Here is a 24,442-nt window from a genome sequence, read left to right as displayed (position 1 = left end):
GCGACGCGGAGCGCCCCTAGAATTGGCGGAGCAGAGGGTTTCACGCGTCTTGGAGGTGGGTTCGGCGCGTCGTTCAGACGCACCCGAAAGGCCCCCCGTGTCACCCCTCGCCTCGTATCGCCGGCTGTTCGAGCTCGCCGGCACGACGTACGTCGTCGTCGCGTTCCTCGCCCGGCTCCCGCTCGCGATGAGCCAGCTCGGCACCCTTCTCCTCGTCTCGCAGGCGACCGGCAGCTACGGCCTCGGCGGTCTCGCCGCGGGCGCGCTCGCCGTCGCCAACGCCATCGGCGCGCCGTTCGCCGGCTCGCTGGCCGATCGGCTGGGGCAGCGCCACGTCGTGCTCGTCCAGTCCATCGCTGGCGCGGTGTCCCTCGTCGGCCTGGTCGCGCTCGTGCACCTCGGCGCCCCCAACGCGGCCGTGGTCGGCGTCGCGGCTCTGGCCGGGCTCACCATGCCGCAGGTCGGTCCCCTCGCCCGTGTCCGCTGGCGACCGATCACCTCCCGCACCGGCGCCCAGCAGCGCCGCCTGGTGGACATCGCGTTCTCGTACGAGGGCGCCGCCGACGAGGCGTCGTTCGCGATCGGCCCCGCCCTGATCGGGCTCGGCGTCGTGATGATCTCGCCGGGTGGCGCACTGCTGCTCGCAGCCGCCCTCCTCGCCGTCTTCGGCACGTGGTTCGCGCTGCACCGGACCGCCCACACCGGCCGCCGCGACAGCGCGGTCGCCCACGCCGGCCGCCTGGTCACGCCGGTGCTCGTCATCCTGGTCCTCGCGCAGCTGCTCATCGGCACGCTCTTCGGCGCCACCCAGACCGGCACCACGGTGCTCGCGACCGACGCCGGCCAGCCCGGCATCGCGGGCCTCGTGCACGCCACCCTCGGGCTCGGCAGCGCCCTGGCGGGGGTGGCCACCGCGTTCATCCCCGAGCGGATCGGGCTGGAGCGGCGGATCCTCACGGCCGTCGCCGCACTGCTCCTGCTCTCCCTGCCGCTGCTGCTGGTCGACGGGCTGCCGGCGCTGGTCCCCGCCGTGGCCTTCCTGGGCTGCGCGGTCGCCCCGTTCATGATCGGCGTGTTCACGGTCGCCGAGCGGGTCGTCGTCCCGACCCGCGTGGCGACGGCGATGACGGTGCTGGCCAGCGCGACCGGGCTCGGGTACGCCCTCGGCTCCTCCGTCGCCGGTCGGCTGGCCGACCAGCACGGCTACACCGCCGCCTTCGCGGTGACGGTCTCGGCGATGACCCTGGCGCTGGTGCTCGTGGCGGCGTCCCAGCGGCGGCTCCGCGCCGCGCTGGCGACGCCCGGGCCGGTCCGCGAGCTGCCGCGGGAGCCGGTCACCGTCTGACCGGGCCCGCCGCAACGTCATACGAGGTGGTTGCTCTGGCGACCACCCCGTATGACGTCCGCGACCGCGCCCGCCGCAACGTCATACGAGGTGGCTGCTCTGGCGACCACCCCGTATGACGTCCGCGACCGTCCTACAGACCGGCCAGCGCCTTCAGGTCGGTGAGGATGTCGTCGAGCCGGGCGAACAGCGAGACGTGGCCCTCGTCCTCGAGGAGATGCGCGCGGGCGCCGGGCACGTTGGCGGCGAGCCACTCACCGTGGGCGTAGGGCACCATCGCGTCCTGGCGACCCTGCCAGACCGCCACGGGGACGCGGATGTCGGCCAGGTCGAAGCCCCACGGGGCGACCGCGGCGATGCCGTCGTCGCGGACGCCGACCGCGCCCTGGACGCCGGCACGGTGGAACATGCGGCTCATCCAGTCGGCGAAGTCATCGGTGATCATCGCCTTGTCGACCGGCGTGACCAGCCCGCCCATGGCGTCGGCGATCTGGCTCGGCGTCGCCTCGAGCATCGGCAGGATCTGCTCGACGACGAGCGCCCCGTAGACCTCGGGCCCCTGCTCGGCGGCGTGGTACTCGGCCAGGTTCTCCTCGGCCATGCCGTCGAACCAGTCCAGGCCCTCGGCGCGGTACGGCGCGACCCCGGCCAGCGTCGCCGCGGCACGGCACCGGCCCGGGAGCGCCGCGGCGCAGGCGAGCGCGCGAGGGCCGCCGCCGGACCAGCCGAGCGTGACGAACTCGTCGATGCCCAGGTGGTCGAGTACGACGACGCTCTCGGCGACGTCGTCGCCGTACCGTCCGGGAGCCGGGCGCGGTGTGGACCCGCCGTAACCGGGCCGGGAGAACGACACGAGCCGCAGGCCCGCCGCAGCGACGACGCGGTCGATCATGGGGTTGAAAGCGACCGCCGAGGGCGAGCCGGCGTGGAAGAGCAGGGGGAAGCCGTCGGGGGTGCCGCCGGTGAGCACCTCGATGGTGCGACCGTCGGGCCCGCCGATCTCGAAGACGTCGTTCATGTGCCCATCGTCGCTTCCTGCAGGCCGAGGGCGGAACGCGCGTACTCCCACATCATCGTGCGACCCCACGATCCGTCCTTGCGCGCGCCGACCACGACGTAGAGGTCGTGGGCGTCCTCGAGTGCGACGAAGTTGGCCGCGATCGACTCCGTCGCGGCGGACGGACGGAAGTCGCCCCGGGCCACGCCCTCGCGGATGACGTCCGCGTAGATCGCCACCTGCCCCTCGATGTGCTCCGCCGCCGCCCGAGCGGTCTCCGCGTGACCGCGCATCGCCTGGATCGCGGTGTACATGATCACGAGCGCGGGCGTCGGCACGTCCGGCACGCCGAGCTCGATCAGCCTCCGCATCTTGGCGACGGGGTCGGGCAGGTCCTGGATGGCGCTCGCACGGCCCTCGGACATCTCGGCCGACGCGCGCCCCATCGCTGCGATCACCAGGCCCTGCCGGTCGCCGAAGTGGTAGTGGACGGTGGCGGGTGAGACGCCGGCGGCCTGCGCGACGTCGGCGATCTGGATCGACTCGGCCGGATCGTCGACCAGCAGCTGCAGGGCGGCGTCCAGGATCCGGTCCCGCCGCCACGGTTCGGGTCGCCTCGGCATGCCGGTCCTTCCGTCGGTCGGGGGGACGCCCCGCATGATAGGCCGCGCTCACGGCTCACCGTCCGGGAAGCCCCGCCCGTTCGGGTGTCAGGACGTCGCGCGGACGAAGGTCCGGATGACGCGGCAGCTCACGGCCCGCGTCCTGGCCGCGGTCGTGTAGCCGGCGCAACGGGCCTGGTTGAAGGCCCAGATCTCGGCCGGCGTGGTCGCCCACGACGTACCCGTCGAGAAGCTGCGTGAGCCCATCCTCCTCGTGAACCTGCTCCGGAGGCCCGGCGACATCCGGTCCAGGGAGAAGGCGTGCGCGAGCTCGTGGGCCAGCGTGGTCAGCGGGTCGCCGCGGTGGGCGTCCACGAGGATCAGGTGGCTCCGGGAGAGGGTGAGGCCGATCACGTTGCTCAATCCCGACACGTGGATCGACGAGACGCAGCGGACGTGCCAGCCCCGCGCGGGGTAGATCCTGACCCGGAGCTGGCGGTCGTGGACGGCCGACAGGCATCGGCCGGAGCGATCCGGGGCCGAGGCGTCCGCGCGGTCCAGGTCCGCGGAGAAGGCGAGGAGGCTCGCCAGGCAGGCGGTGCAGATGAGAAGTCGACGAAGGGACATCGGTGTCGGCCCACTTCCGTTGATGAGCACGCCGGTGCTCGCGGCTGTCGGATGGCAGCCGCTCCGTGCCGACCGCCCGAACGGCGCCCGCGACGGTCCGGATGTGGCATCGATCGATGGATGTCCGGCCTCGTGGTGCACCGCTGTGACCATTTCCTGATGCATCATCAAAGAATGTGGTGAGGGGCCCTGTCAAGGGGTCCGTTCAGGGGGCTGGCCACGCGGTGGGGGAGGAACCCCGCGAGCCCTGCGAGCGGCGGAGCAGCACGCTGGCGGCAGCGGCGCCGACCCCGACCGCGACGAACGCGACGCTCGACGCCGCCTGCCAGGGCTCGGTCCGTGCGACTTGCACGAGCAGCGCGATCGTGAGGAGGACGAGCGCGCCAGAGGTCAGCCGGGCCCGCACGGTGCGGGCGAGGGAGAGGGCGACGCACGCGACCGCGGCGTAGATGACGATCAGCGCTGCGCCCGTCGACGTGACGAGCAGGGTCGGTGAGATCGTCGCGAGGCAGATCGAGGCGCAGCCCGCCACGGCCGTGCCGACGACGTGGGTACGCCGGCCTGGCCAGACGTCGGCCGTCGGGCGTCGGGCACGGGTCCGGTCCGGCGGCCTCAGTCGCCCGCCGAGCTGGAAGAGCGTGATCGACGCGTTCGCCAGTGCGGCCCCCAGCCCGACCTGGACCGTGAGCAGGACCCGGTCGCCGGCACCGTGTGCTGCCAGCACCTCGAGGAGCGGGAAGTCGCCGCCCAGCCCGGCGCCGGCCCGCCGGCTCGCCAGGGCCACGACCGGCACCCCCTCCACGACCACCGTCAGGACGAGGGTGGCGTAGATGATCCTGGCGAAACGTCTCGGGCCGCCCACGTAGTCGGCACGCAGGTAGGCCGTCTGCCCATAGCCGTTGAACGCCAGCAGGATGATCGGAAGCGCCGCGAGCGACGCCGTGCTGGCGCCGGGGCTCGACACCGGCGGTGCGGCGGCCGCCGTCGGCAGGTCGCCGCCGAGGAGCACGAGCGTCGTCACGGCCAGCGCCGCGACCTCGAGCGCCAGGAACGCCAGGACGACGGGCATGGAGCGGCGTACGCCGGTGCAGGCGAGCGCCAGGGCGGCTCCCCCGACGAGGAACAGTCGACCGCCGTCGGCCCCGACCACCTCGGCGAGCGCCCGGAGCATCAGCGCGGCGGCCAGCACGATCGTCGAGTAGGTCAGCGTGAAGGTGCCGGCGGCCGGGACGGCTCCGAACACGTGCGCGACCCAGTCGGGCTCTCCGGTCCCGTGCGGTACGCCGGTGGAGGCCACGGCGTACGCGAAGGCGACCAACGCCGCGACGCAGACGGCGATGGCCAGCACCGGTCGAGCCGCCGCGCCGCCGGTGACCGCGACGGGGGCGAGGATCGCGAACACGCTCGAGGCCGGGGACACGGCGGCGAGTCCGAACGCGACCACGTGGAAGGCGCGCAGGCGCGGGTGCCGCGGCCCGGCCGCCGTCGGCATCAGGCGACCTGCGATGCGCAGGTCTTCACATCGGTGATGACACGTCCGGACCGTGTTGCTTACGGCCGCGGCCGCAGATCACGCCCCTCTAGCGTGGACGAGGTATCCGGAGCTGGTGGTCGCGGAGGAAGCCGCCGACGTCCGACCAGGTCGCTCCCAGCGAGATGGCGCGCTGGATGGAGGCGAGCGCGCGGGCCCGGTGGACCGCCGCGAGGCGCAACTCGAAGATGGCCTGGTCCAACGTCTCGTGCCAGGCCTGTTGCTCGGCCACATCCGCGTGCGGCGACCGCACCGCCACGTCCACGATGTTCCTCCGGAAACGCGGGGCTGTCGACATCGAATTCCGGCAGGGCGTTGGCGGTCGGTGGGGCCGGGCCCGCCGCGCAAACTGTCACCGTGACAGTTGGCGCTGTGGGTGACAGTTGGCAGGTGTCACTGATCGCGTGAAGTGTCACGGTGATGGTTTGGGTGTGGACCGAAGTGTCACGGTGACAGTTGGCGCTGTGGGTGACAGTTGGCAGGTGTCACTGATCGCGTGAAGTGTCACGGTGATGGTTTGGGTGTGGACCGAAGTGTCACGGTGACAGTTGGCGCTGTGGGTGACAGATAGCAGGTGTCACTGATCGCGTGAAGTGTCACGGTGATGGTTTGGGTGTGGACCGAAGTGTCACGGTGACAGTTGGCGCTGTGGGTGACAGTTGGCAGGTGTCACTGATCGCCTGAAGTGTCACGGTGATGGTTTGGGCGCCGACCGAAGTGTCACGGTGACAGTTGCGCGGCCGGACGGTGCGGCGCGGCCGTCCACGTGTGGACGCCGCACGAAGGGGCCAAGGATGCACCCTCCGTGCGGCGTCACAGATAAGGACGCAGGCCGGGCGGGTGCATTACGCCGGTCCGGTGGATGAATCCGAAGAACATCTCGCGTCCGGCGTAAGCAGATGCCCTCGTCGCGTGTCTTCCTGGTGACACCTTCGCTCGAAGGCCCCGAACCGTGCACGGGACGACTGCTCGTGTCCCCGTCCCGTGGCGAGCGCAGGTGTGGAGGCTCCGGCCCCCCGCAAGGGACCGGAGCCTCCGTCCTTTTCGAAACGTCTTGCCTCGACTCGCGTCATGGAACCCCCATTCGGCGTGTCTACTCTGCGAGGGGCCGTCCTTCAGTGGGGGTCGGGCGGCCCCTCTCCCACGTCGCGACGTCGCGTCGACCGACCCGGTCGGCGACCTGGGCGTACCGTTCGGCGGTGTGAAGCTCTCCGGCTTCGGTCGCGGCACGTCGCCCCACGCCCTCGACGAGTACGGCGACCTCGAGACCACCTGGATCAACCATGGCTGAGCACGGACGCCCTCGGATCGTCATCCCGGCCCGCTTCTCCGCGAGCGCCTCGGCGCTGCGCTACGCCGCCGAGGTCACCTCACGCAACCTGGTCGAGGCCGTGTTCGCGGCAGGTGGTGAGCCGCTCGTCCTGCATCCGCACGCGCCCGACGGCGTGGTCGGCGACGACGAGGTCGCCGCAAGGATCGCGGTCGCGGACGGCGTACTCCTTCCGGGAGGCGGCGACCTCGGCGCGCACTGGACGGGCCAGGGTGCCCATCGGACGCTCTACGACGTCGACGACGAGCAGGACGCCTTCGACCTGGCGGTTGCCCGCGTCTGCCTCGCGGGCGGGATCCCGCTGCTCGCGGTGTGCCGGGGCCTGCAGGTGGTGAACGCCGTGCTCGGCGGCACGGTCGTGCAGGACATGGACGAGACGTTCGGCGAGATGCGCCACCACCGGCACCACGTCCACACCATCGCCGTCGACGACGGGTCGGCGCTCGCGTCGGTCGTCGGCACCAAGATCGAGTCCTCCTGCTACCACCACCAGTGCCTCGATCGTCTCGGCTCCGGCATGGAGGTCGTCGCTCGTGCTGAGGAGGGTGTCGTCGAGGCTGTTGAGATCCCGGCGGCCCGCGGGTGGTTCCTGGGCGTGCAGTGGCATCCCGAGGACACCTGGACGACCGACCCGCAGCAGCTCGCGGTCTTCGAGGCGCTCGTCGCCGCATCGACCCGTTGAGGCCGGGTCAGCCCGCATTCGGGTGATGCAGCGATCCGGATCCGGGGGCACGATGGAGCCATGGACCGCGCGCTCCTCGCGACCCCACTCGAGCGCACCCCGGTCAACGACGACGGCCGTTCCGGAGCGACGCTGGAGCGCGTCGTCCTGGCCGACGGCTCGCGCGTGGTCGTGAAGAGGTTCGATCCCACCGTCGACCTGGTGATGCGCCTGTCGAGGGACACCCGTGGCCGCGAGGTGGACTTCTTCGTCCGCGGCGTCCTCGACCGGTTGCCGGCGAACGTGCTCCATCCCGTCCTGGACGGCTGGTACGACGACGGCCGCGGCGTCCTGGTCATGCGCGACCTCGGCGAGGCCGTGCTGAGCTGGCACTCCATCGTCACCAGGCAGCAGGCCGAGACGATCTTCCGGGCGGTGGCCGACCTGCACGCGGCGTTCCTCGCGTCGGCGCCGGGCGACCTCACCCCGCTCGGATCGCTCCTGAGCATGTTCGAGCCCGGCCGGATCCGACCGTACGCCGGCGCCGCCCTCGTCGATTACGCCCTGCGCGGCTGGGAGTACTGGCCCGAGGTCGCCCCGGGCGAGGTCGGGGAGCGGGTGCTCGCCCTGGCCCAGGATGCCGCGCCGCTCACGGCGGCCTGCCTGGCCCTGCCGCAGACCCTCCTGCACGGCGACCTCGCCACCGTGAACATGGCGTTCGAACCCGACCGTCCCGGGTGCCTGACCCTGATCGACTGGGGTCTGGCAGCGGCCGGGCCCGCCGAGCTGGACATCGGCCGGCTCCTGGCGGGGTGCGCGCACCTGTTCGGTCCGGTCGACGCGAGCGCCGGGAGCCGCACGATCGTCGCGCGGCTCGATGATCTGGTGAGCCTGCACCGCCAGGCGGCCGGCCCGGCGTACGACACCGATGCCCTGCTTCTCGGCCTGCTCGCCGGGCTCACGTGGCTGGGCTGGAACAAGGCGCTCGACATCGTCGAGCACCCCGACCCGGGCATCCGCGAACGGGAGCGCGCTGCGCTGCCGTGGTGGTTGCACCAGGCCGAGAAGGCGCTCGAGACCGGCCTCGTCTGAGGAGAGCACGATGGATGTGAACACGATCTACCACCGCACGGTCGAGTTCTTCGCCGACCGTGTCAACGCGGTCAAGGCGGACCAATGGGACGACCCGACCCCGTGCACCGACTGGACGGTGCGCGACCTGACCAACCACGTGACCTACGAGGACCTGTGGACGGTGCCGCTCATGTCGGGCTCCACCATCGACCAGGTCGGTGACAGGTTCGAGGGGGACGTGCTCGGCGCGGATCCGATCGGATCGACGCTCACCGCAGCCCGGGCCGCGATCGCCGCGGTCGCCGGCGAGCTGCCCCGAGAGGGCACGGTGCACCTCTCCTTCGGTGAGACCCCGAGCTCGGAGTACGTCATGCAGCTGGCCGCCGACCACCTGGTCCACGGCTGGGACCTCGCCGTCGCGACCGACGGAGACGCTCGGATGGACCCTCATCTCGTGCGAGCCGTCGCCGACTGGTTCGACGAGCGCGAGCAGGGCTACCGCGCCGCGGGCGCGATCTCGGCGCGTCGCGCGCTCACCGGGGACGGCCAGCACGACCTGCTCGCCCGGTTCGGCCGCGACGCGTCGTGGGGCCCCCACCACCGACTGCTGGCCCGGTTCAACGCGGCCTTCGGCTCCGGTGACCTTGCCGCCGCGCTCCTGCTCGTCACCGAGGACGTCGTCTTCGAGAGCACGTCCCCGGCGCCCGACGGCGAGCGACACGAGGGCCGTGACGCGGTCGGCGCCGCATGGTCAGCGGTGATGAACACCCCGGGGATGACCTTCACCGAGGAGGAGTCGTTCGTGTCGGGCGATCGCGCGGTCGTCCGCTGGAGCTACGGCTGGGGCGGGGCACAACCCGGTCACGTACGTGGCGTCGACGTCATCCGGTTCCGGGACGGACTCGTCTCGGAGAAGTTCTCCTACGTCAAGGGATGACGACCGTGTCGGTGCGCGACGCACCTCGCGCCGCACCTTCACACGCATCGATGCGGATCTGGTTCGGAGGGTGGCCATGCGGGAGGCCTGGGAGCTGTTGATCTCGGGGCCGGCGGATGCGGATCGCACCGTCCTGCTCCTGCCCGGCGGAGCCAACGCGGCGCGGTCGTTCGACCTGGTGATGGCTGAGCCCGTGCTCTCCGGTGTCCGCCTGGTGGCCACGACGCTGCCGGGCATGGCGGGTGCACCCGCATCCGGAGACGTGTCGATCCCGGCGCTGGCCCGCCGCGCCGGGGAGATGGCCGAGGAGCTCGGGTGCGATGTGGTCGCCGGGTTCTCCCACGGTGCGTCGGTCGCTCTGGAGATGGTGCTGGCCGGTCACTTCCACGGCCCGGTGGTCCTCCTCGGGATCAGCCTGACGACCGAGGACGAGGCCGCCTTCTTCCGTGCGGTGGTCCGGGGGTCCCAGAAGGTGGGCCGCTGGCCGTTGGCCGCCATGCTGCGGCTGATGCCCGTGATGGTCCGATCTGCCAAGACTCCTGACCGGCACAAGAGGGAGCTGGTCGAGGACCTCAAGCAGAACCGGACCCGCGACTCCCTCCGGGTCTGCGCCGACTACCTCGACTACATCGCTGCGGACCGCGACTTCGCCGCCGAGCTGGCCACGTCGGGCAGCCCGGCCTGGGTGGTCCATGCCGAGAAGGGGGACGGCGGCCTCACCGACGCCGAGCGCGCCACACTCCAGGCGGCCCCGAACGTCACTCTCGTGACGATCCCCGGTTCAGTGTTCCTGCTGCCCGACGAGGCTCCGCAGCACACCGCCGCCGCCATCGCCGACGCCCTGACGCACGCTGGATGACCGGGGCAGGCGCCTCACGCGCTCAGGCGCAGGCCCACCGCCTCGAGCTCGAACTCGACGTGCAGGCGCTCGCTGTCCCGCTCGGCCCCCGGCGGCATGCCGCTCAGGGTGTCCGGGACGTCGAGCGCACGGCACGCCTCGACCAGCAGGTCGTCGTACGCGCGCGCGATGCTCTCGCGGCGGGCCGCGGGGGTGCCCGACGAGAGGGTGGCCATCTCGGCGCGGAGGCGGCGGGCGTTGCGGGCGATCCGCTCGATCGGCATGTCAGCAGGAGCCTCGGGAGGAGGGGAGATGCGGCGCGCCAGCCGCCGCAGACCCCGCGCGAGCTGCGGCTCGTAGAGCACGCCGCCGACGGCCGCGCACATCCCTGCCGTGACCAGCGCCACAACGAGGAACCCGTACCACGGGCCGTCGGGGAGCCCGAACCCCATCCTCGGACGGTAGACCCGGCCCGCCGCAGTCACAAGACGCCGGACGGGCGCACCGCTCAGGGTGCGACCTCGGGCCCGTACCTCTCCACGCAGAACGCAGCGAGCCGCTCCGCGATGCCGGCCAGGGTGGCGGCCGCGTGGTGGCGCGGGTCCCAGGCGGCGTACAGGCGGATCCGGACCGGTCCGCCGGGGCCGTCGATGTGCAGCGGGACGAGGTCGAACCGTGGGTCGTCGGTGACGACGGCGACGCCTCGGCCGGCGGCCGCGATCGCCTGGGCGACCTGGGCGTTGGCGACCTCGACGTGCTCGCCGTAGCCGACTCCTGCGGCATCCATGGCCCCGTCGAGCAGCGCACGCGGGCGGAAGTCGGTGGTGAGCAGGACGAGCCGACGGCGCACGAGCTCGGCGACGCCGACGGTGCCCCTGTCGGCCCACGGGTCGTCCGCGCGGACGTAGGCCCAGACCGGCAGGACGGCGAGCAGGCGCGAGGCGAGTGAGCGCGACGGGGAGCGGGTCACCATGGCCAGGTCGGCGCCCGCCCGGAGCGCAGCGGTCGTGCCGAGCGGGTCGAGCTCGCGCACCATCGGCGTCGGGTCGTCGGCGTGCAGGGTCGCGAGGAAGGGCGCCAGTACGTCGGTCAGGGTCGTCGTCGGCGCGGCCAGGTGCAGCGCGGAGAGCCGGCCCGATGCGAGCGCCTCGGCCGCTCGCTCGACCTGGTCGGCCTGGCTGAGGAGGGCACGCGCCTCGGCGAGGAAGTCCTCCGCCGCGGTCGTGAGCCGGAGGCGGCGACCGTCCCGCTCGAAGAGGCGCAGACCGAGCTGCTGCTCGAGCTGGCGCAGCTGGCGCGACAGGACCGGCTGCGTCACGTGGAGCACCGTGGCCGCGCGCGTCGCGGAGCCTGCGTCAGCGGTGGCCACGAAGTAGCGCAGCAACCGCAGATCCATGCTCACAGGGCATGAGTCTAGTGCTGAACAAGTCTTGGACTTCAACTCCCGTGACCTGGACCCTGATCCCATGAGCAGTGATCTCGACCAGTCCCGCCATCTCGCCACCGCCATCCCCGGACCCCGCTCCGTCGAGCTGATGAAGCGCAAGCAGGCCGCCGTCAGCGCCGGCGTCGCGACCACGCTCCCGGTCTTCGCCGCGCGCGCCGCGGGCGGGATCGTCGAGGACGTGGACGGCAACCGCCTCATCGACCTCGGCTCCGGCATCGCCGTGACCACCGTCGGCAGCAGCGCCCCGCGGGTCGTCGAGGCGGTCAGCGAGCAGGTCGCCGCCTTCACCCACACGTGCTTCATGGTCACCCCCTACGAGGGCTACATCGCGGTCGCCGAGAGGCTCGCCGAGCTCACGCCCGGCGACCACGAGAAGCGGACGGCTCTCTTCAACACCGGCTCCGAGGCGGTCGAGAACGCGGTCAAGATCGCGCGTGTCGCGACCGGGCGCGACGCGATCGTGGTCTTCGACCACGCCTACCACGGACGCACCAACCTCACGATGGCGATGACGGCGAAGAACATGCCGTACAAGAAGGGCTTCGGCCCGTTCGCCGGCGAGGTCTACCGCGCTCCCATGTCGTACCCGTTCCACGATGCCGCCGAGATCGACGGCAAGCTCGCCGCCGAGCGTGCCATCGCGATGATCGAGGCCCAGGTCGGCGCCGACCAGGTCGCAGCGCTCGTCATCGAGCCGATCCAGGGCGAGGGCGGCTTCATCGTGCCCGCGCCGGGCTTCCTCGCCGCCCTGGCCGAGTGGTGCCAGACGAACGGCGCGCTCTTCGTCGCCGACGAGGTGCAGTCGGGCTTCGGCCGCACCGGCACCTGGTTCGCGGTCGAGCACGAGGGCGTCGTGCCCGACCTGCTGGTCAGCGCGAAGGGCATCGCGGGCGGCCTGCCGCTCGCGGCGGTGACCGGCCGCGCCGAGATCATGGACAGCGTCCACCCCGGCGGCCTCGGTGGCACGTACGGCGGCAACCCGCTCGCCTGCGCGGCCGCCCTCGCCGTCATCGAGACCATCGAGTCCGACGGTCTGCTGGAGCGCGCCCGCCAGATCGAGGACATCCTCGTCGGCCGGCTGCGCGAGCTGCAGCAGTCCGACCCGCGGATCGGCGACGTGCGTGGCCGCGGCGCCATGGTGGCCGCCGAGTTCGTGGACCCGGTGACCGGCAAGCCCGACGGCGCGCTGGCCCGGGCCGTGGCCGCGCACGCCCACCGATGCGGCGTCATCGCGCTGACCTGCGGCACCTGGGGCAACGTCATCCGCTTCCTCCCGCCGCTGAGCATCTCCGACGAGCTGCTCGACGAGGCGTTCACGATCATCGCCCAGGGTCTGGCTCAGGGTCTGGCAGGCACCAAGTGACCCTGACCGCGGCTCCCGAGCGGAGCGTGCTGGACGACGCCCGCGAACAGCTCGCCCAGGCCGTCGAGACCCTCGGTCTCGGGCCCGCCGTGTTCGCCATGCTGGCCGCGCCCCGCCGCGAGATCAGCGTCAGCATCCCGCTGCGCCGCGACGACGGCACCACCGAGGTGCTGCGCGGCTACCGGGTGCAGCACAACTACTCGCGCGGTCCCGGCAAGGGCGGCGTCCGGTTCGACGCCCGGGTCGACATCGAGGAGGTGCGCGCCCTGGCGATGTGGATGACCTGGAAGTGCGCGCTCCTCGACGTGCCGTACGGCGGCGCAAAGGGCGGCGTCCGCGTCGACCCCCGCAAGTACAGCACCGCCGAGCTGGAGCGGATCACCCGCCGCTACACCTCGGAGATCGCCCCGATCATCGGTCCGAACCAGGACATCCCCGCTCCCGACATCGGCACCGACGAGCAGACGATGGCCTGGATGATGGACACCTACTCCGTCGGCCGCGGCCACACCGTCCTCGGCGTCGTGACCGGCAAGCCGATCGCGCTCGGCGGCTCGCAGGGCCGGGCCGCGTCGACCTCGCGTGGGGTCGTGGCGATCGCCGTCGAGGCGCTGCGTCACGTGGGCATCCCCGTCGCCGGCGCGCGCGCCGCCGTCCAGGGCTTCGGCAAGGTGGGTCGCGGCGCGGCCCGGTTCCTCGCCGACGAGGGCGTCTCGGTCGTGGCCGTCAGCGACGTGTACGGCGCCATCTTCGACGCGGCGGGTCTCGACATCGCCGCGCTGGAGCGCTTCGTCGACGAGACCGGCAGTGTCGTCGGCTTCCCGGGTGCGCAGGCGATCGACGGTGAGGACGTGCTCACCGCCGACGTCGACCTGCTCGTCCCGGCCGCGGTCGAGGGCGTCGTCCACGCGGGCAACGCGGAGGCCGTCCGGGCGCGCATCGTCGTCGAGGGGGCCAACGGTCCGCTCACCGCGGACGCCGACCGCATCCTCGAGGCGCGCGGCGTCCTCGTCGTGCCCGACATCCTCGCGAACGCGGGCGGCGTGGTCGTCTCCTACTTCGAGTGGGTGCAGGCCAACCAGTCGTACTGGTGGAGCGAGGACGAGGTGAACCAGCGCCTCGTCGACCGGATGACCCGCGCCTGGCACGACGTGCTCGGGTACGCCGCCCGCCGACAGCTCACCCTGCGACTGGCCGCCACCTGCATGGCCGTCGAGCGCGTCTTCCGAGCCCACGAGATGAGAGGCCTCTACCCGTGACCGACCTCAGCACCCGACCGGAGATCGAGCTGATCTCCGCCCTCGCCCCCGAGGCCGGCGTACTCGTCGGCGGCCTGTGGCGCCCCGGCGCCGCCGGTGTGTTCGACGTCGAGGACCCGGCCACCGGCGAGGTGATCGCCTCGGTCGCCGACGGCGACGCCACCGACGCCGTCGCCGCGGTCGACGCGGCGGCGGCGCGACTCCCCGCCTGGTCGGCCGTCCCTCCGCGGACGCGCAGCGAGCTGCTCAGCCGGGTCCGCGAGCTGATGCTGCGTGACGCCGACCGGCTCGCCGAGCTGATCGCCCTCGAGAACGGCAAGTCGCTCGTCGACGCGCGCGGCGAGGTGACGTACGCGGCCGAGTTCTTCCGGTGGTACGCCGAGGAGGCGGTCCGTCCCCACGGCGACTTCGGCTCCTCGCCGGCCGGCGGCACCCGCACGATCGTGACCCACAGGCCGGTCGGTGTCGCCGCGCTCGTCACGCCCTGGAACTTCCCGGCGGCGATGGCCACCCGGAAGATCGCGCCCGCCCTGGCGGCCGGCTGCACCGTCGTGCTCAAGCCCGCCTCGGAGACGCCGCTCACCGCGCTCGCCATCGCCCGCCTGATCGCCGAGGCGGGCGTGCCCGACGGCGTCGTCAACGTCGTGCCCGGCGTCGACGCGGCCGGCATCGTCACCGCCTGGCTGGAGGACCCGCGGGTCCGCAAGATCTCGTTCACGGGGTCGACCGGGGTCGGCCGGGTGCTGCTGCGCCAGGCCGCAGACCGGGTCGTGAACACCTCGATGGAGCTGGGCGGCAACGCGCCGTTCGTCGTGACCTCCACGGCCGACGTGGCCGCGGCGGTCGAGGGCGCCATGATCGCGAAGTTCCGCAACGGCGGTCAGGCGTGCACGGCCGCCAACCGGTTCTACGTCCACGCCGACGTGGCCGACGAGTTCACCGCGCGGTTCGGAGCGGCGGTCGAGGCGCTCCGCGTCGGGCCGGCCGAGTCGGGCAGCGACATCGGGCCGTTGATCTCGGCGAAGGCGCTCGCGGGCGTGACCAGGCTGGTCGACGAGGCGGTCGAACGCGGTGCCGTCATCGCGCATCGTGCTCCGGCGCCGACCGGGGCCGGTCACTTCTACCCGCCGGTCGTGCTCACCGGTCTCGGCGCGGACGACCCGCTGCTGGGCGAGGAGATCTTCGGTCCGGTCGCGCCGATCGTGGTCTGGCGCGACCGCGACGAGCTGCTCGCGGCGGTCAACGGGACGGAGTTCGGCCTCGCGGCGTACGTCTTCGGCGACCTCGGCGAGGCGCTCAGGATCGCCGAGTCGCTCGAGGCCGGCATGGTCGGCGTCAACCGCGGGCTCGTGTCCGACCCCTCGGCGCCGTTCGGCGGGGTCAAGCAGAGCGGCATCGGTCGTGAGGGTGCGCGCGCGGGGCTCGAGGAGTATCTCGAGACGCAGTACTTCAGCGTCGCCTGGTAGCCGCTCCGGCCCCTGCCCCGAGGGGTGACCGTCAGTTCGACACGCCTCCTGACCCTTGCCAGGCCTCAGGTGGTGTGTCGAACAGACGGTTACCCCCGGTCAGGCCGGGACGGTCGACTCGTCGACGCTGCCGCCGTCGAGCGGGGGTCGGGCCGCCCGGCCGCTCGCAGCCTCCTCACGGCGTACGTCGGCCTCGGCCCAGACGTCGAGGACGACCGCCGGCCAGATCTCCTCGTCGGTGTCGGCGAGCTGGGCGCGACTCCACCACCGATAGGCGGTCATCGTGATCCGCTCCTCCTCGGTGTGCCCGGCGTCGGAGACCTCGAAGGCCGCCACCCAGCAGGCGTAGAAGACGTCCTCCTGGTCGATGACGACATCGGTGTAGCCGTGCACGACGCGGCGCGTCAGCACGGGCCCGAGCAGGTCGTCGGCCCCGACCCGCAGGCCGGTCTCCTCCCGGAGCTCGCGCACCGCCGCCTCGAGCTCGGTCTCACCGGGGTCGATGCCGCCGCCCGGGGTGATCCACCAGCGCGTGCCGGGCAGCCCCGGGTCGGTGTCGGCGAAGAGCAGCAGCCGGTCGTGGTCGTCGACGACGAGGACCCGCACCGTGCGGCGGGTGCGCCGCGGTCGCTCCGCGGGCGGCACCGGCACCAGGGTGCGTACGGGTTCGGGCTCGGGGGTCACCCGGCCATTGTGCCGAGAGGGTCGACGAGCCCGCCGACGAGACGGCTGCGACGTTCGACGAGGACGACGTCGCGCCAGCGACCGGCGTACGGACCGTGCGTCATCAGCCCGACCCGCTCACGGGTCCCGACGGCACGGAACCCGGCCGCGGCGTGCAGGGCGAGGCTGGCGGTGTTCTCCGGGAAGACGCCCGACTGGATCGTCCAGATCCCGGCCTCCTCCGTCGAGGCGACGAGTGCGTCGAGGAGGGCACGTCCGACGCCGCGGCCTCGCGCCGCCGGGTCGACGTACACGGCGTGCTCGACGACGCCGGCGTAGACGCAGCGGTCGGAGACGGGTGAGACGGCCACCCACCCCAGCACCTGGTCGCCGTCGACGGCGACCCAGCGGTGCTCGGGCAGCTTGGCGGCGTCGAACTGCTCCCACGTCGCCGCCCCGGTCTCGAACGTGGCGTTGCCGGTCGCAATCCCTGCCGCGAAGATCCTCGCGACCTCCGGGTAGTGGTCGGCCGTCATCGGCTCGATCGTCATGCCTCCATGATGGCGGCTCGTCCTCTGCTGAGGGCAGATCCGCTGACGGACGAATCGGTTGGGCGGCGACCCTCCCGGGGCCAGGCTCGGGACATGACCCAGAACCCTGACCGGCCCGACGGCCCCCTGGACGACCAGCTGACCGTCCGGCTGCAGCACCAGCGCATCATCGTCCTCGGCCAGGAGGTGGACGACCCGATCGCGAACCGGGTCTGCGCCCAGCTCCTGCTGCTCAGCGCCGAGGACCCGCACCGCGACATCAGCCTCTACATCAACTCCCCGGGCGGATCGGTGACGGCCGGGATGGCGATCTTCGACACCATGGAGCTGATCCCGAACGACGTCTCGACGCTGGCGATGGGCCTGGCGGCGAGCATGGGCCAGTTCCTGCTGACGGCCGGTACGCCGGGCAAGCGGTTCGTCCTCCCGAACGCCGAGGTCCTGCTCCACCAGGGGTCGGCCGGCTTCGGCGGCTCGGCGAGCGACATCGAGATCCAGGCCGCCCGTCTCGCCCGACTCAACGCGCGGATGCTCCAGATCACCGCCGAGCGCACCGGCCAGCCGGTCGACCGGGTGACGCAGGACTCCCTGCGCGACAAGTGGTTCACCGCCGCGGAGGCGTGCGACTACGGGCTCGCCGACGCGGTGCTGTCCGACGTGCACTCCGTGACGCCGGCACGGCGCTCCGCGTTCGGCCTGGCGGAGGTGGCCCGATGAGCAGCTACACCATCCCGTCGGTCGTCGAGAAGACCCGCAGCGGCGAGCGGGCCGTCGACGTCTACAGCCGGCTGCTGACCGACCGCATCGTGTACGTCGGCACGCCGATCGACGACGGCGTCGCCAACGTGGTCATCGCCCAGCTGCTGCACCTGGAGTCGGAGAGCCCCGACGCCGAGATCAACCTCTACCTCAACAGCCCCGGTGGCGAGCCGACGGCGATGCTGGCGATCTACGACACCGTCCAGTTCATCCGGGCGCCGGTCGCGACCACCTGCGTCGGCCAGGCGGCCAGCACGGCTTCGGTCCTGCTCGCGGCCGGCCAGCCCGGTCGGCGTACGGTCCTGCCGCACGCGCGGATCGTGCTCGACCAACCCTCCGCCGGGCGGCGCGGCACCCTGCCGGACCTGCAGGTCGAGGCAGCGGAGGTCGCGCGGCTGCGGACCGAGCTGGTCGAGCTGCTCGCCCGCCACACGGGGCGCTCGCTCGAGCAGGTCCGCGCCGACACCGAGCGCGACCTGGTCCTGGGCGCCGAGGACGCGGTGGCGTACGGCGTCGTCGACACGGTGCTGGAGAGCCGCAAGCTCGCCGCGGTCTGACGCGACGTTCTCAGGCGGCGAGGGCGAGCGGCCCGCGCAGGGACGTCGCCTGCAGCCGCCGGGTGACGCGGGCCGTGAGGTCGACCAGGCTGAGCCCGAGCGCGCCGCCGACCGCCTCGATCACCTCGGAGCTGGGCTCCTTGCGCCCGCGCTCGACCTCGGAGAGGTATTGGGTCGAGACACCCGCCACGCCCGCCACGTCGGAGAGCGTGCGGTCCTGGCCGGTCCGCTCCTCGCGGAGCTCGCGGCCGACCGCCTCGCGCCACAGCGGCGCCGGCTCGGTCGCGTGCACGGTGCGGACGCTGGGTCGCGGGAAGCGGATGACGTCGCCCATGGGGCCACCGTAGGCGCGTGCGGGCCGCCGGGGCGAGGGTCGTTCGCCCCAGGCGAACGGACGATGTCACATCCGCCCGCCGGGCGTCGTCATCACCGTGGAGCACCCACCTGAGGCTCGACACTGACGAGGAGAGGGACATGACCGAGGGAATCAAGACCGTGCTGCACCCCGTGACGGACCTGGCGGCGGCGAAGGCCGTCTACACCGCGCTGCTCGGCGCGGAGCCGACGGCCGACGCGCCCTACTACGTCGGGTACGACGTCGCGGGGCAGCACATCGGGCTGGTGCCGAACGGCGCCGAGCAGGGGATGACCGGTCCCGTCGCCTACTGGCACGTGGCCGACATCGAGGCGAAGCTCGCCGCGGTCACCGCCGCGGGCGGCACGGTCCAGGACAGCCCGCGCGACGTCGGCGGCGGCCGCCTGGTCGCCACGTTCACCGACCCGGACGGCAACGTGCTCGGCGTCCTCCAGGATCGGTGAGTCCCGCCCGGCGGGGACTCAGGTGCGGGGCGCGGCCTCGAGCACGAGCCGGGCCAGGTCCTTGGCCACCAGTGCCGCGGCAGGGTGGGCGTCGATGCGGGAGCTCGCCACGGCGCCGTCGTAGATCAGGCGCAGCCGCCCGGCGACGCCGGCCGGGTCGGCGTACCCCGCCTCGGTGGCCAGCTCGAGCAGCAGGTCGCTGAACCACACCCGGTAGGTCCGCTGCGCGACTGCCTCGACGCTGTCGGGGGCGGCCTCGGCGCTGGCGTTCGCGAAGGCGCAGCCGTTCCAGCCCGGCGAGGTGACCGCCTCGTGCAGCGCGTCGAAGATCGCGAGCAGCTTCTCGACGGGGTCGGTCAGGCCCTCGGTGTGACGCGCGATGCGGGCGCGGCGCCGCTCGTCGCGACCCGCGAGGTACGCCGCCACGAGGTCGTCCTTGCCGGAGAAGTTGTAGAACAGCGACCCCTTCGCGACCCCCGCCTCCTCGATCAGCCGGTCGATGCCGACGGTGTGCACGCCCTCGGCATAGAACAGCCGGTCGGCGGCGTCGAGCAGCCGCTCGCGGGCGGACGGGCGCTTCGTGGTCACGCCCACGAGCGTATCAGACAGATCTGTTCAAAAAAGCCTTGTGCTTGTTGGACAGGTCTGTCTAAGATCGGGCATCGATAGACAGACCTGTCTAAAGGAGCCTCCGATGTCCCGCACCCTCTCGCCGACCGCCGCCTTCGCGAGCGTCGCGGCCGTGTTCGCCGCCTTCTTCCTCGCCGCAGGCGCGCCGACGCCGCTGCTCGCGCTGCGCCAGCAGGAGTGGGGCTTCTCGGCCGGCGCGCTCACCCTCGCCTTCGCCGTCTACGCCCTCGCCCTGCTCGTCGCAGTGCTGATCGGCGGCTCGCTCTCCGACCACGTCGGGCGCCGCCCCGTCCTGCTCGGCGCCCTCGTCGGCGAGCTCGCCGCGATGGTCGTCTTCCTCGTCGCGCCCGACATCACGTGGGTCGTGATCGCCCGCATCGTCCAGGGCGTCGCGACGGGCTTCGGCGCCAGCGCGTTCAGCGCCGCGATCGTCGAGCACGCCCCCGACCACCTCAAGCGCCTCGGCAGCAGCTTCGCCGGGACGGCCGCTGCCGGTGGGCTCGGCATCGGCGCCCTCCTCACCGGGGCGGCCGTGCAGTTCACCCCGGACGCGAACGCGCTCGTGTTCGGCGTCCTCGCCGTCGTGATGGTCGTCGGCTTCGGCGTCGTCGCTCGGACGGAGGAGACCTCGGGCCGCCGTCCGGGCGCGCTGCGCTCGCTCGACCCGCGGATCGCAGTGCCGGCGCGTGCGCGCCGCGAGTTCCTCGGCGGCCTCCCGGTGCACCTCCCCGGGTGGATGCTGGCGGCCTTCTTCATGGGCCTCTCCCCGGCGGTGCTGCGCGTGCAGTTCGGGCTGGACGGGGGGCTGGTCGCCGGGTTCACCGCGTTCCTGGGGCCGTTCTCGGCCGCGGTCGCGACGCTGGCGTTCGGTGCGCTCACCGCCCGGCGTACGACCCTGACCGGCGTGGTGCTCGTGCTGGTCGGGATGTCCGTGGTGCTGGTCGGCGTCACCGAGGCGTGGCTCCCGCTCGTCTGGCTCGGCGGGATCGTCGGCGGAGCCGGCTTCGGCGCGTCGTTCGCGGGGCACCTGCGCCTGCTGGGCCCGCACGTCGAGCCGCACCAGCGCGCCGGCGTCTTCGCGGGCGTCTACACCACGGCGTACCTCTCCTTCGGCATCCCGGCGATCATCGCCGGCCAGCTCGCCACTCGCATCGGGCTGCTGCCCACGGTCGAGGCGTACGGCGCCGTCGTGCTCGTGACGGCCCTCCTCGGCGCCGTCGTGCAGGCGACGATGGCGAGGACCGACCGCCGGCCGGAGCCTGTGCTGCACGTGCTGCGCGACGCCGCGTGATCGCTCGGTAGCGTCGGGGCGTGAAGTTCTCCCTGTGGCCGAACGCGAGCAGGCCCGCCACCGACATCGTGGCGGCGGCGCGGGCGGCGGACGATGCCGGCTGGTTCGGGGTGTGGATCGCGGACCACTACATGCCGAACACCGGTGACACGTCGTTCGCGCCGGGCGATACCCACGAGGCGTGGGGGCTGCTCCCGGCGATCGCGGTCACGACCCGACGGGTGCGGATCGGCACGCTGGTCTCGCCGACGTCGATCCACCACCCGGCCGTGCTGGCCAACCGCGCGGCGACGATCGACCACCTCTCGGGCGGTCGGATGGTGCTCGGTCTCGGGGCCGGGTGGCAGGTCAACGAGCACGCCGCCTACGGGATCGAGCTCGAGCCGCCGGGCCCCCGCGTGACCCGCTTCTCCGAGGCGATCCGGATCGTGCGGTCGCTGCTCACCGAGGATGCGACGACGTTCGCCGGCGACGTCTACACGATCACCGACGCTCCCTGCGACCCCAAGCCGATCCAGGAGCGGCTACCGATCCTGGTGGGCACGAGCAGCCCGCGGATGCTGCGGATCACCGCCCGCCACGCCGACGAGTGGAACACCTGGGGCACGCCGCAGTCAGCGGCCGGCGCCCGGGCCAGGCTCGTGGAGGCGTGCGAGAGGGTGGGTCGCGACCCCGCCACCGTGCGGTGCTCGGTGAACGCCATGGTCGACCTCGACGGTGAGACCCCGGCGCCCGGACGACCGCACGTGGCCGGCTCCGCGGAGCAGCTCGTCGAGGCGATGGCGGCGTACGCCGAGGCCGGCTTCGACGAGTTCAACCTGCCCGACGCGAACCTGGGCGACACCTTCGCCGAGCGCAGCGACCGGATCGCGCGGTTCAAGGCGGAGGTGGCCGACCGCCTGGGGTGACCGGCGTGCCCGGGGGGGGTAACTCAGTGTTCGCCGACGTGGACGTCCGTTGGAACGGACTCATACCTCGGCGAACGCTGAGTTACCCCGGGTTGACGCGCCGGTCGCGACGGGGGCGGCGGGGACCGGCCCGGCGGCGCGACGCCGGCGTACTGCCTCGATGACCGCGGGCTGCCCGAGGAGTGCGCCCCCGAGCACGAGCACCATGCCGATCAGCCGGGTCGACCCGAACGCCTCGCCGGCCAGTGCGACGCCGACGACGGTGCCGGTGACCGGGTTGAGCAGGCCGACGAGGGAGACGGCCGCGGCCGGGAGGCGCCTCAGTGCGGAGAACCAGGCGGCGTACGCCGCGTCCGTGCCGAGGAGGCCCAGGAACGCGAACCCGCCGACCGCGCGGGCGTCCAGGGCGGGCGGCGCGCCTTCGACGAGGAGCGCGATCGGCACGAGGAGCAGCCCGCCGAAGACCAGCTGCCATGCCGTGAAGGTGGCCAGCTCCACCGGCGGGCGCCACGTCTTGACCAGGACGAACCCGAGGGAGGAGACGACCACCGCGCCGAGCGAGGCGAGCACGCCGATCGGGTCGACGGCGACGCCACCCCGCAGCACCAGCAGCGCCACGCCGGCGACGCCGACGACCGCGGCGGCCAGTGACGCACGGTGCGGGCGCTCGCCGGCGAGCGCCCAGGCCATCAGCATGAGGGCGATCGGAGCGGTGGCCGTGATGGTGGAGGCGAGGCCGCCCGGCAGGCGGTAGGACGCGACGAAGATGAGGGTGAAGAACGCCGAGAAGTTGAGCGCGCCCAGCAGCGCGGTCCGCCACCACCAGGCGCCCCGGAGCAGCCCGGGCCGCACGGCCAGGAGGAGCAGCCCGAACGGCAGCGCGCGGACCGCCGCTCCGAACAGGGGGCGGTCGGGCGGCAGGAACGTCTCGGTGACGTAGTAGCCCGCGCCCCACGAGATCGGGGCGATCGCAGCGATTCCCAGCCACTTTGCTTCCATGGAAGACATAATATCTTCCGCGTCAGATATATTCCCGCTCCATGACCGACCACGTCGCACGCGTGATGGCCCAGTGGGCACAGGAGCGTCCGGACCTCGACGCGTCACCGCAGGGCGTCATCGGCCGGCTGCACAGGGTCGGGCTACGGCTGACCGACGAGCTCATCGCTGTCTACGCCGAGCACGGCCTGGGTGAGGGGGAGTTCGACATCCTCGCGACACTGCGTCGGCAGGGGGCGCCGTACGCACTGACGCCCGGCGACCTGGCGGGCCAGACCATGGTCACCACGGGCGCCGTCACCAAGCGGGTCGACCGGTGCCTGGCCCAGGGATGGGTGACCCGCCAGGTCAGCATGGACGACGGACGCGGCCGGGTCATCGCGCTCACCGACGCCGGCCGGGAGCTCATCGACCGTGCCTTCACCGCGCACATGAGCAACGAGCACCGGCTCCTCGAGGTCTTCACCCCCGACGAGCGTGAGGTGCTCGCCGGCCTGCTGCAGCGCTGGGCCGAGGAGCTCGGCGCCTGACGACCACCCCGAGACGTCAATCCCCACGGCCCGAGACGTCAATCCCCACGGCCCGAGACGTCAATCCCCACGGCCCGAGACGTCGATCGGTCACGCCCTATTGACGGCTCGCACCGTGGGGATCGACGTCTCGGCGGGCGAATGGAGGCGTCAGGCTGAGGATGTGGGTCGCCGTGCCCGGCGGTGGCACGATCCGGGTGTGCGTGACTTCATCCAGGGCCTGCCCAAGGCCGAGCTCCACGTCCATCACATCGGCTCCGTCTCCCCGCGGATCGTCTCCGAGCTGGCCGAGCGTCATCCGGGTGCCGTCCCGAGCGACCTGGAGGCGCTGCGGAAGTACTTCGAGTTCCGCGACTTCGCCCACTTCATCGACGTCTACCTCTCCGTCGTCGACCTGGTGCGCACGCCGGAGGACATCCGCTACCTGACCTACGAGATCGCGCGCGACATGGCGCGCGGCCAGTCGCTGCGGTACGCCGAGCTCACCTGCACGCCGTACACGTCAGTCATCCGGGGCATCCCGATCGAGGCCTACACCGAGGCGATCGAGGACGCCCGGGTGGCCGCCGAGCGCGACTTCGGGCTGGTGCTGCGGTGGATCTACGACATCCCCGGCGAGTCCGGCCTGCCGGCGGCCGACGCGACGCTGACCTACGCACTCGACCACGCGCCGGACGCGCTGGTCGGCTTCGGGCTAGGCGGCCCCGAGGTCGGGGTGCCGCGGCCGCAGTTCCAGCCGCACTTCGAAGCCGCGATCGCCGCCGGCCTCCACTCCGTCCCGCACAGCGGCGAGACCACGGGGCCCGAGACGGTCTGGGACGCCGTACGTCTGCTCGGCGCGGAGCGGATCGGCCACGGCACCTCGGCGGCGCAGGACTTCACGCTGCTCGAGCACCTCGCCGAGGAGGGCATCGCGCTCGAGGTCTGCCCGTCGTCGAACATCGCCACCCGCGCGGTCGCCGCGATCGAGGAGCACCCGTTGCGGACGTTCGTCGACGCGGGGGTGGCGGTCTCGATCGCGTCCGACGACCCGCCGATGTTCAACACGACGCTCAACCGGGAGTACGAGATCGCCGCCGAGCTGCTCGAGCTCGACCACGCCGGCATCGCGGACCTGGCGCGTACGTCGGTCGGCGTCTCCTTCGCCCCCGACGACGTCAAGCAGCGGATCCTCGGCGAGATCGACGCGTACGTCGCAGGCTGAGACCGCCGAGTCGGCGCGAACTGGCGCCCTCAGAGCGCCGAGTCGGCGCATCCT

At 72.6% G+C, this 24,442-nt stretch carries 27 protein-coding genes; 15 read left to right on the top strand and 12 right to left on the bottom strand.

Going from position 1 to position 24,442, the window contains the following annotated elements; translation table 11 throughout:
* Positions 1-97 precede the first annotated feature (97 nt).
* A complete protein-coding gene (locus ABD205_RS03960) occupies positions 98-1,345 on the top strand; it encodes an MFS transporter (protein ID WP_344042624.1) in 1,248 nt (415 codons plus the stop codon).
* Positions 1,346-1,478: 133 nt separating this feature from the next.
* Here ABD205_RS03960 and ABD205_RS03955 read toward each other — a convergent pair whose 3' ends face one another.
* From ABD205_RS03955 to ABD205_RS03935, 5 genes are all read right to left on the bottom strand, one after another.
* A complete protein-coding gene (locus tag ABD205_RS03955; RefSeq protein WP_344042622.1) occupies positions 1,479-2,363 on the bottom strand; it encodes an alpha/beta fold hydrolase in 885 nt (294 codons plus the stop codon).
* Entirely contained in the window at positions 2,360-2,965 is a 606-nt protein-coding gene (locus ABD205_RS03950; protein ID WP_344042620.1) for a TetR/AcrR family transcriptional regulator, read from the bottom strand. The genes ABD205_RS03955 and ABD205_RS03950 overlap by 4 nt, the downstream gene beginning before the upstream one ends.
* Positions 2,966-3,052: 87 nt before the next feature.
* Positions 3,053-3,571: a hypothetical protein gene (locus ABD205_RS03945; RefSeq protein WP_344042618.1), complete on the bottom strand. Its 519-nt coding sequence runs from the start codon at positions 3,569-3,571 to the stop codon at positions 3,053-3,055.
* A gap of 205 nt (positions 3,572-3,776) precedes the next feature.
* The gene (locus ABD205_RS03940) at positions 3,777-5,063 is read right to left on the bottom strand and encodes an APC family permease (RefSeq protein WP_344042616.1); all 1,287 of its coding nucleotides are present in this window, start codon (positions 5,061-5,063) and stop codon (positions 3,777-3,779) included.
* An 88-nt stretch (positions 5,064-5,151) separates the two neighbouring features.
* Positions 5,152-5,367, bottom strand: coding sequence for a hypothetical protein (locus tag ABD205_RS03935; protein ID WP_344042614.1), 216 nt, complete (start codon positions 5,365-5,367; stop codon positions 5,152-5,154).
* 1,018 nt (positions 5,368-6,385) lie between these two features.
* Between ABD205_RS03935 and ABD205_RS03930 the strand changes: the two genes are divergently transcribed.
* The 4 genes from ABD205_RS03930 to ABD205_RS03915 all read left to right on the top strand — a co-directional run bounded on the left by ABD205_RS03930 (position 6,386) and on the right by ABD205_RS03915 (position 9,963).
* Entirely contained in the window at positions 6,386-7,114 is a 729-nt protein-coding gene (locus ABD205_RS03930; RefSeq protein ID WP_344042612.1) for a gamma-glutamyl-gamma-aminobutyrate hydrolase family protein, read from the top strand.
* A 60-nt stretch (positions 7,115-7,174) separates the two neighbouring features.
* Positions 7,175-8,185, top strand: coding sequence for a phosphotransferase family protein (locus ABD205_RS03925; protein ID WP_344042610.1), 1,011 nt, complete (start codon positions 7,175-7,177; stop codon positions 8,183-8,185).
* A gap of 10 nt (positions 8,186-8,195) precedes the next feature.
* On the top strand, positions 8,196-9,104 hold the full coding sequence (locus ABD205_RS03920) for a TIGR03086 family metal-binding protein (RefSeq protein ID WP_344042608.1): 909 nt from the start codon (positions 8,196-8,198) through the stop codon (positions 9,102-9,104).
* 76 nt (positions 9,105-9,180) lie between these two features.
* Positions 9,181-9,963, top strand: coding sequence for an alpha/beta fold hydrolase (locus ABD205_RS03915; protein WP_344042606.1), 783 nt, complete (start codon positions 9,181-9,183; stop codon positions 9,961-9,963).
* A gap of 14 nt (positions 9,964-9,977) precedes the next feature.
* Here ABD205_RS03915 and ABD205_RS03910 read toward each other — a convergent pair whose 3' ends face one another.
* Positions 9,978-10,394 carry a hypothetical protein gene (locus tag ABD205_RS03910; RefSeq protein WP_344042604.1) on the bottom strand — a complete coding sequence of 139 codons (417 nt, stop codon included), beginning with the start codon at positions 10,392-10,394 and terminating at the stop codon, positions 9,978-9,980.
* A 56-nt stretch (positions 10,395-10,450) separates the two neighbouring features.
* The gene (locus tag ABD205_RS03905) at positions 10,451-11,338 is read right to left on the bottom strand and encodes a LysR family transcriptional regulator (protein WP_344044451.1); all 888 of its coding nucleotides are present in this window, start codon (positions 11,336-11,338) and stop codon (positions 10,451-10,453) included.
* A 70-nt stretch (positions 11,339-11,408) separates the two neighbouring features.
* On the opposite strand from ABD205_RS03905, the gene gabT reads away from it, so the two are divergent.
* The 3 genes from gabT to ABD205_RS03890 are packed head-to-tail and all read left to right on the top strand — an operon-like array spanning position 11,409 to position 15,477.
* Entirely contained in the window at positions 11,409-12,752 is a 1,344-nt protein-coding gene (gene gabT, locus ABD205_RS03900; RefSeq protein ID WP_344042602.1) for a 4-aminobutyrate--2-oxoglutarate transaminase, read from the top strand.
* The gene (locus ABD205_RS03895; RefSeq protein WP_344042600.1) at positions 12,749-14,011 is read left to right on the top strand and encodes a Glu/Leu/Phe/Val family dehydrogenase; all 1,263 of its coding nucleotides are present in this window, start codon (positions 12,749-12,751) and stop codon (positions 14,009-14,011) included. Before gabT ends, ABD205_RS03895 begins: the two co-directional genes overlap by 4 nt.
* Entirely contained in the window at positions 14,008-15,477 is a 1,470-nt protein-coding gene (locus ABD205_RS03890; RefSeq protein WP_344042598.1) for an NAD-dependent succinate-semialdehyde dehydrogenase, read from the top strand. The genes ABD205_RS03895 and ABD205_RS03890 overlap by 4 nt, the downstream gene beginning before the upstream one ends.
* 99 nt (positions 15,478-15,576) lie before the next feature.
* On the opposite strand, the gene ABD205_RS03885 is transcribed toward ABD205_RS03890, so the two are convergent.
* Positions 15,577-16,161: an NUDIX hydrolase gene (locus ABD205_RS03885; RefSeq protein WP_344042596.1), complete on the bottom strand. Its 585-nt coding sequence runs from the start codon at positions 16,159-16,161 to the stop codon at positions 15,577-15,579.
* Entirely contained in the window at positions 16,158-16,691 is a 534-nt protein-coding gene (locus ABD205_RS03880) for a GNAT family N-acetyltransferase (protein ID WP_344042594.1), read from the bottom strand. Before ABD205_RS03880 ends, ABD205_RS03885 begins: the two co-directional genes overlap by 4 nt.
* 93 nt (positions 16,692-16,784) lie before the next feature.
* Between ABD205_RS03880 and ABD205_RS03875 the strand changes: the two genes are divergently transcribed.
* A complete protein-coding gene (locus tag ABD205_RS03875; RefSeq protein WP_344042592.1) occupies positions 16,785-17,408 on the top strand; it encodes an ATP-dependent Clp protease proteolytic subunit in 624 nt (207 codons plus the stop codon).
* A complete protein-coding gene (locus ABD205_RS03870; protein WP_344042590.1) occupies positions 17,405-18,007 on the top strand; it encodes a ClpP family protease in 603 nt (200 codons plus the stop codon). Before ABD205_RS03875 ends, ABD205_RS03870 begins: the two co-directional genes overlap by 4 nt.
* 10 nt (positions 18,008-18,017) lie before the next feature.
* Here ABD205_RS03870 and ABD205_RS03865 read toward each other — a convergent pair whose 3' ends face one another.
* Positions 18,018-18,341 carry a helix-turn-helix domain-containing protein gene (locus ABD205_RS03865; RefSeq protein WP_344042588.1) on the bottom strand — a complete coding sequence of 108 codons (324 nt, stop codon included), beginning with the start codon at positions 18,339-18,341 and terminating at the stop codon, positions 18,018-18,020.
* Positions 18,342-18,481: 140 nt separating this feature from the next.
* Here ABD205_RS03865 and ABD205_RS03860 point away from each other — a divergent pair, with 140 nt between their 5' ends.
* Entirely contained in the window at positions 18,482-18,826 is a 345-nt protein-coding gene (locus tag ABD205_RS03860; RefSeq protein ID WP_344042586.1) for a VOC family protein, read from the top strand.
* An 18-nt stretch (positions 18,827-18,844) separates the two neighbouring features.
* On the opposite strand, the gene ABD205_RS03855 is transcribed toward ABD205_RS03860, so the two are convergent.
* Positions 18,845-19,414 carry a TetR/AcrR family transcriptional regulator gene (locus tag ABD205_RS03855; protein WP_344042584.1) on the bottom strand — a complete coding sequence of 190 codons (570 nt, stop codon included), beginning with the start codon at positions 19,412-19,414 and terminating at the stop codon, positions 18,845-18,847.
* A gap of 106 nt (positions 19,415-19,520) precedes the next feature.
* Between ABD205_RS03855 and ABD205_RS03850 the strand changes: the two genes are divergently transcribed.
* Both ABD205_RS03850 and ABD205_RS03845 read left to right on the top strand, forming a co-directional pair.
* Positions 19,521-20,747 carry an MFS transporter gene (locus ABD205_RS03850; RefSeq protein WP_344042582.1) on the top strand — a complete coding sequence of 409 codons (1,227 nt, stop codon included), beginning with the start codon at positions 19,521-19,523 and terminating at the stop codon, positions 20,745-20,747.
* A 20-nt stretch (positions 20,748-20,767) separates the two neighbouring features.
* Positions 20,768-21,655 (top strand): LLM class flavin-dependent oxidoreductase, encoded by an 888-nt coding sequence (locus ABD205_RS03845; RefSeq protein WP_344042580.1) that lies wholly within the window; start codon positions 20,768-20,770, stop codon positions 21,653-21,655.
* A gap of 60 nt (positions 21,656-21,715) precedes the next feature.
* Here ABD205_RS03845 and ABD205_RS03840 read toward each other — a convergent pair whose 3' ends face one another.
* Positions 21,716-22,654, bottom strand: coding sequence for an EamA family transporter (locus ABD205_RS03840; protein WP_344042578.1), 939 nt, complete (start codon positions 22,652-22,654; stop codon positions 21,716-21,718).
* 41 nt (positions 22,655-22,695) lie between these two features.
* Between ABD205_RS03840 and ABD205_RS03835 the strand changes: the two genes are divergently transcribed.
* Positions 22,696-23,184 carry a MarR family winged helix-turn-helix transcriptional regulator gene (locus ABD205_RS03835; protein WP_344042576.1) on the top strand — a complete coding sequence of 163 codons (489 nt, stop codon included), beginning with the start codon at positions 22,696-22,698 and terminating at the stop codon, positions 23,182-23,184.
* Between the two features lie 199 nt (positions 23,185-23,383).
* Positions 23,384-24,388, top strand: coding sequence for an adenosine deaminase (locus ABD205_RS03830; RefSeq protein ID WP_344042574.1), 1,005 nt, complete (start codon positions 23,384-23,386; stop codon positions 24,386-24,388).
* The last annotated feature ends 54 nt before the right edge of the window (positions 24,389-24,442 follow it).

The sequence above is a fragment of the Nocardioides panacihumi genome (genome assembly GCF_039530925.1).
GTDB lineage: Bacteria > Actinomycetota > Actinomycetes > Propionibacteriales > Nocardioidaceae > Nocardioides > Nocardioides panacihumi.
The sequence above is the reverse complement of the archived record's forward strand: the minus strand, read 5'-3'. Positions and strand labels throughout refer to the sequence as shown.

What these genes read in the sequence shown, in the direction of transcription:
- ABD205_RS03860 (WP_344042586.1), top strand. Translation starts at nt 18,482, where the DNA reads ATGACCGAGGGAATCAAGACCGTGCTGCACCCCGTGACGGACCTGGCG.
- ABD205_RS03870 (WP_344042590.1), top strand. Translation starts at nt 17,405, where the DNA reads ATGAGCAGCTACACCATCCCGTCGGTCGTCGAGAAGACCCGCAGCGGC.
- ABD205_RS03950 (WP_344042620.1), bottom strand. Translation starts at nt 2,965, where the DNA reads ATGCCGAGGCGACCCGAACCGTGGCGGCGGGACCGGATCCTGGACGCC.
- ABD205_RS03835 (WP_344042576.1), top strand. Translation starts at nt 22,696, where the DNA reads ATGACCGACCACGTCGCACGCGTGATGGCCCAGTGGGCACAGGAGCGT.
- ABD205_RS03930 (WP_344042612.1), top strand. Translation starts at nt 6,386, where the DNA reads ATGGCTGAGCACGGACGCCCTCGGATCGTCATCCCGGCCCGCTTCTCC.
- ABD205_RS03840 (WP_344042578.1), bottom strand. Translation starts at nt 22,654, where the DNA reads ATGGAAGCAAAGTGGCTGGGAATCGCTGCGATCGCCCCGATCTCGTGG.
- ABD205_RS03850 (WP_344042582.1), top strand. Translation starts at nt 19,521, where the DNA reads ATGTCCCGCACCCTCTCGCCGACCGCCGCCTTCGCGAGCGTCGCGGCC.
- ABD205_RS03940 (WP_344042616.1), bottom strand. Translation starts at nt 5,063, where the DNA reads ATGCCGACGGCGGCCGGGCCGCGGCACCCGCGCCTGCGCGCCTTCCAC.
- ABD205_RS03920 (WP_344042608.1), top strand. Translation starts at nt 8,196, where the DNA reads ATGGATGTGAACACGATCTACCACCGCACGGTCGAGTTCTTCGCCGAC.
- ABD205_RS03955 (WP_344042622.1), bottom strand. Translation starts at nt 2,363, where the DNA reads ATGAACGACGTCTTCGAGATCGGCGGGCCCGACGGTCGCACCATCGAG.
- ABD205_RS03910 (WP_344042604.1), bottom strand. Translation starts at nt 10,394, where the DNA reads ATGGGGTTCGGGCTCCCCGACGGCCCGTGGTACGGGTTCCTCGTTGTG.
- ABD205_RS03945 (WP_344042618.1), bottom strand. Translation starts at nt 3,571, where the DNA reads ATGTCCCTTCGTCGACTTCTCATCTGCACCGCCTGCCTGGCGAGCCTC.
- gabT (WP_344042602.1), top strand. Translation starts at nt 11,409, where the DNA reads ATGAGCAGTGATCTCGACCAGTCCCGCCATCTCGCCACCGCCATCCCC.
- ABD205_RS03915 (WP_344042606.1), top strand. Translation starts at nt 9,181, where the DNA reads ATGCGGGAGGCCTGGGAGCTGTTGATCTCGGGGCCGGCGGATGCGGAT.
- ABD205_RS03905 (WP_344044451.1), bottom strand. Translation starts at nt 11,338, where the DNA reads ATGGATCTGCGGTTGCTGCGCTACTTCGTGGCCACCGCTGACGCAGGC.
- ABD205_RS03865 (WP_344042588.1), bottom strand. Translation starts at nt 18,341, where the DNA reads ATGGGCGACGTCATCCGCTTCCCGCGACCCAGCGTCCGCACCGTGCAC.
- ABD205_RS03925 (WP_344042610.1), top strand. Translation starts at nt 7,175, where the DNA reads ATGGACCGCGCGCTCCTCGCGACCCCACTCGAGCGCACCCCGGTCAAC.
- ABD205_RS03875 (WP_344042592.1), top strand. Translation starts at nt 16,785, where the DNA reads ATGACCCAGAACCCTGACCGGCCCGACGGCCCCCTGGACGACCAGCTG.
- ABD205_RS03880 (WP_344042594.1), bottom strand. Translation starts at nt 16,691, where the DNA reads ATGACGATCGAGCCGATGACGGCCGACCACTACCCGGAGGTCGCGAGG.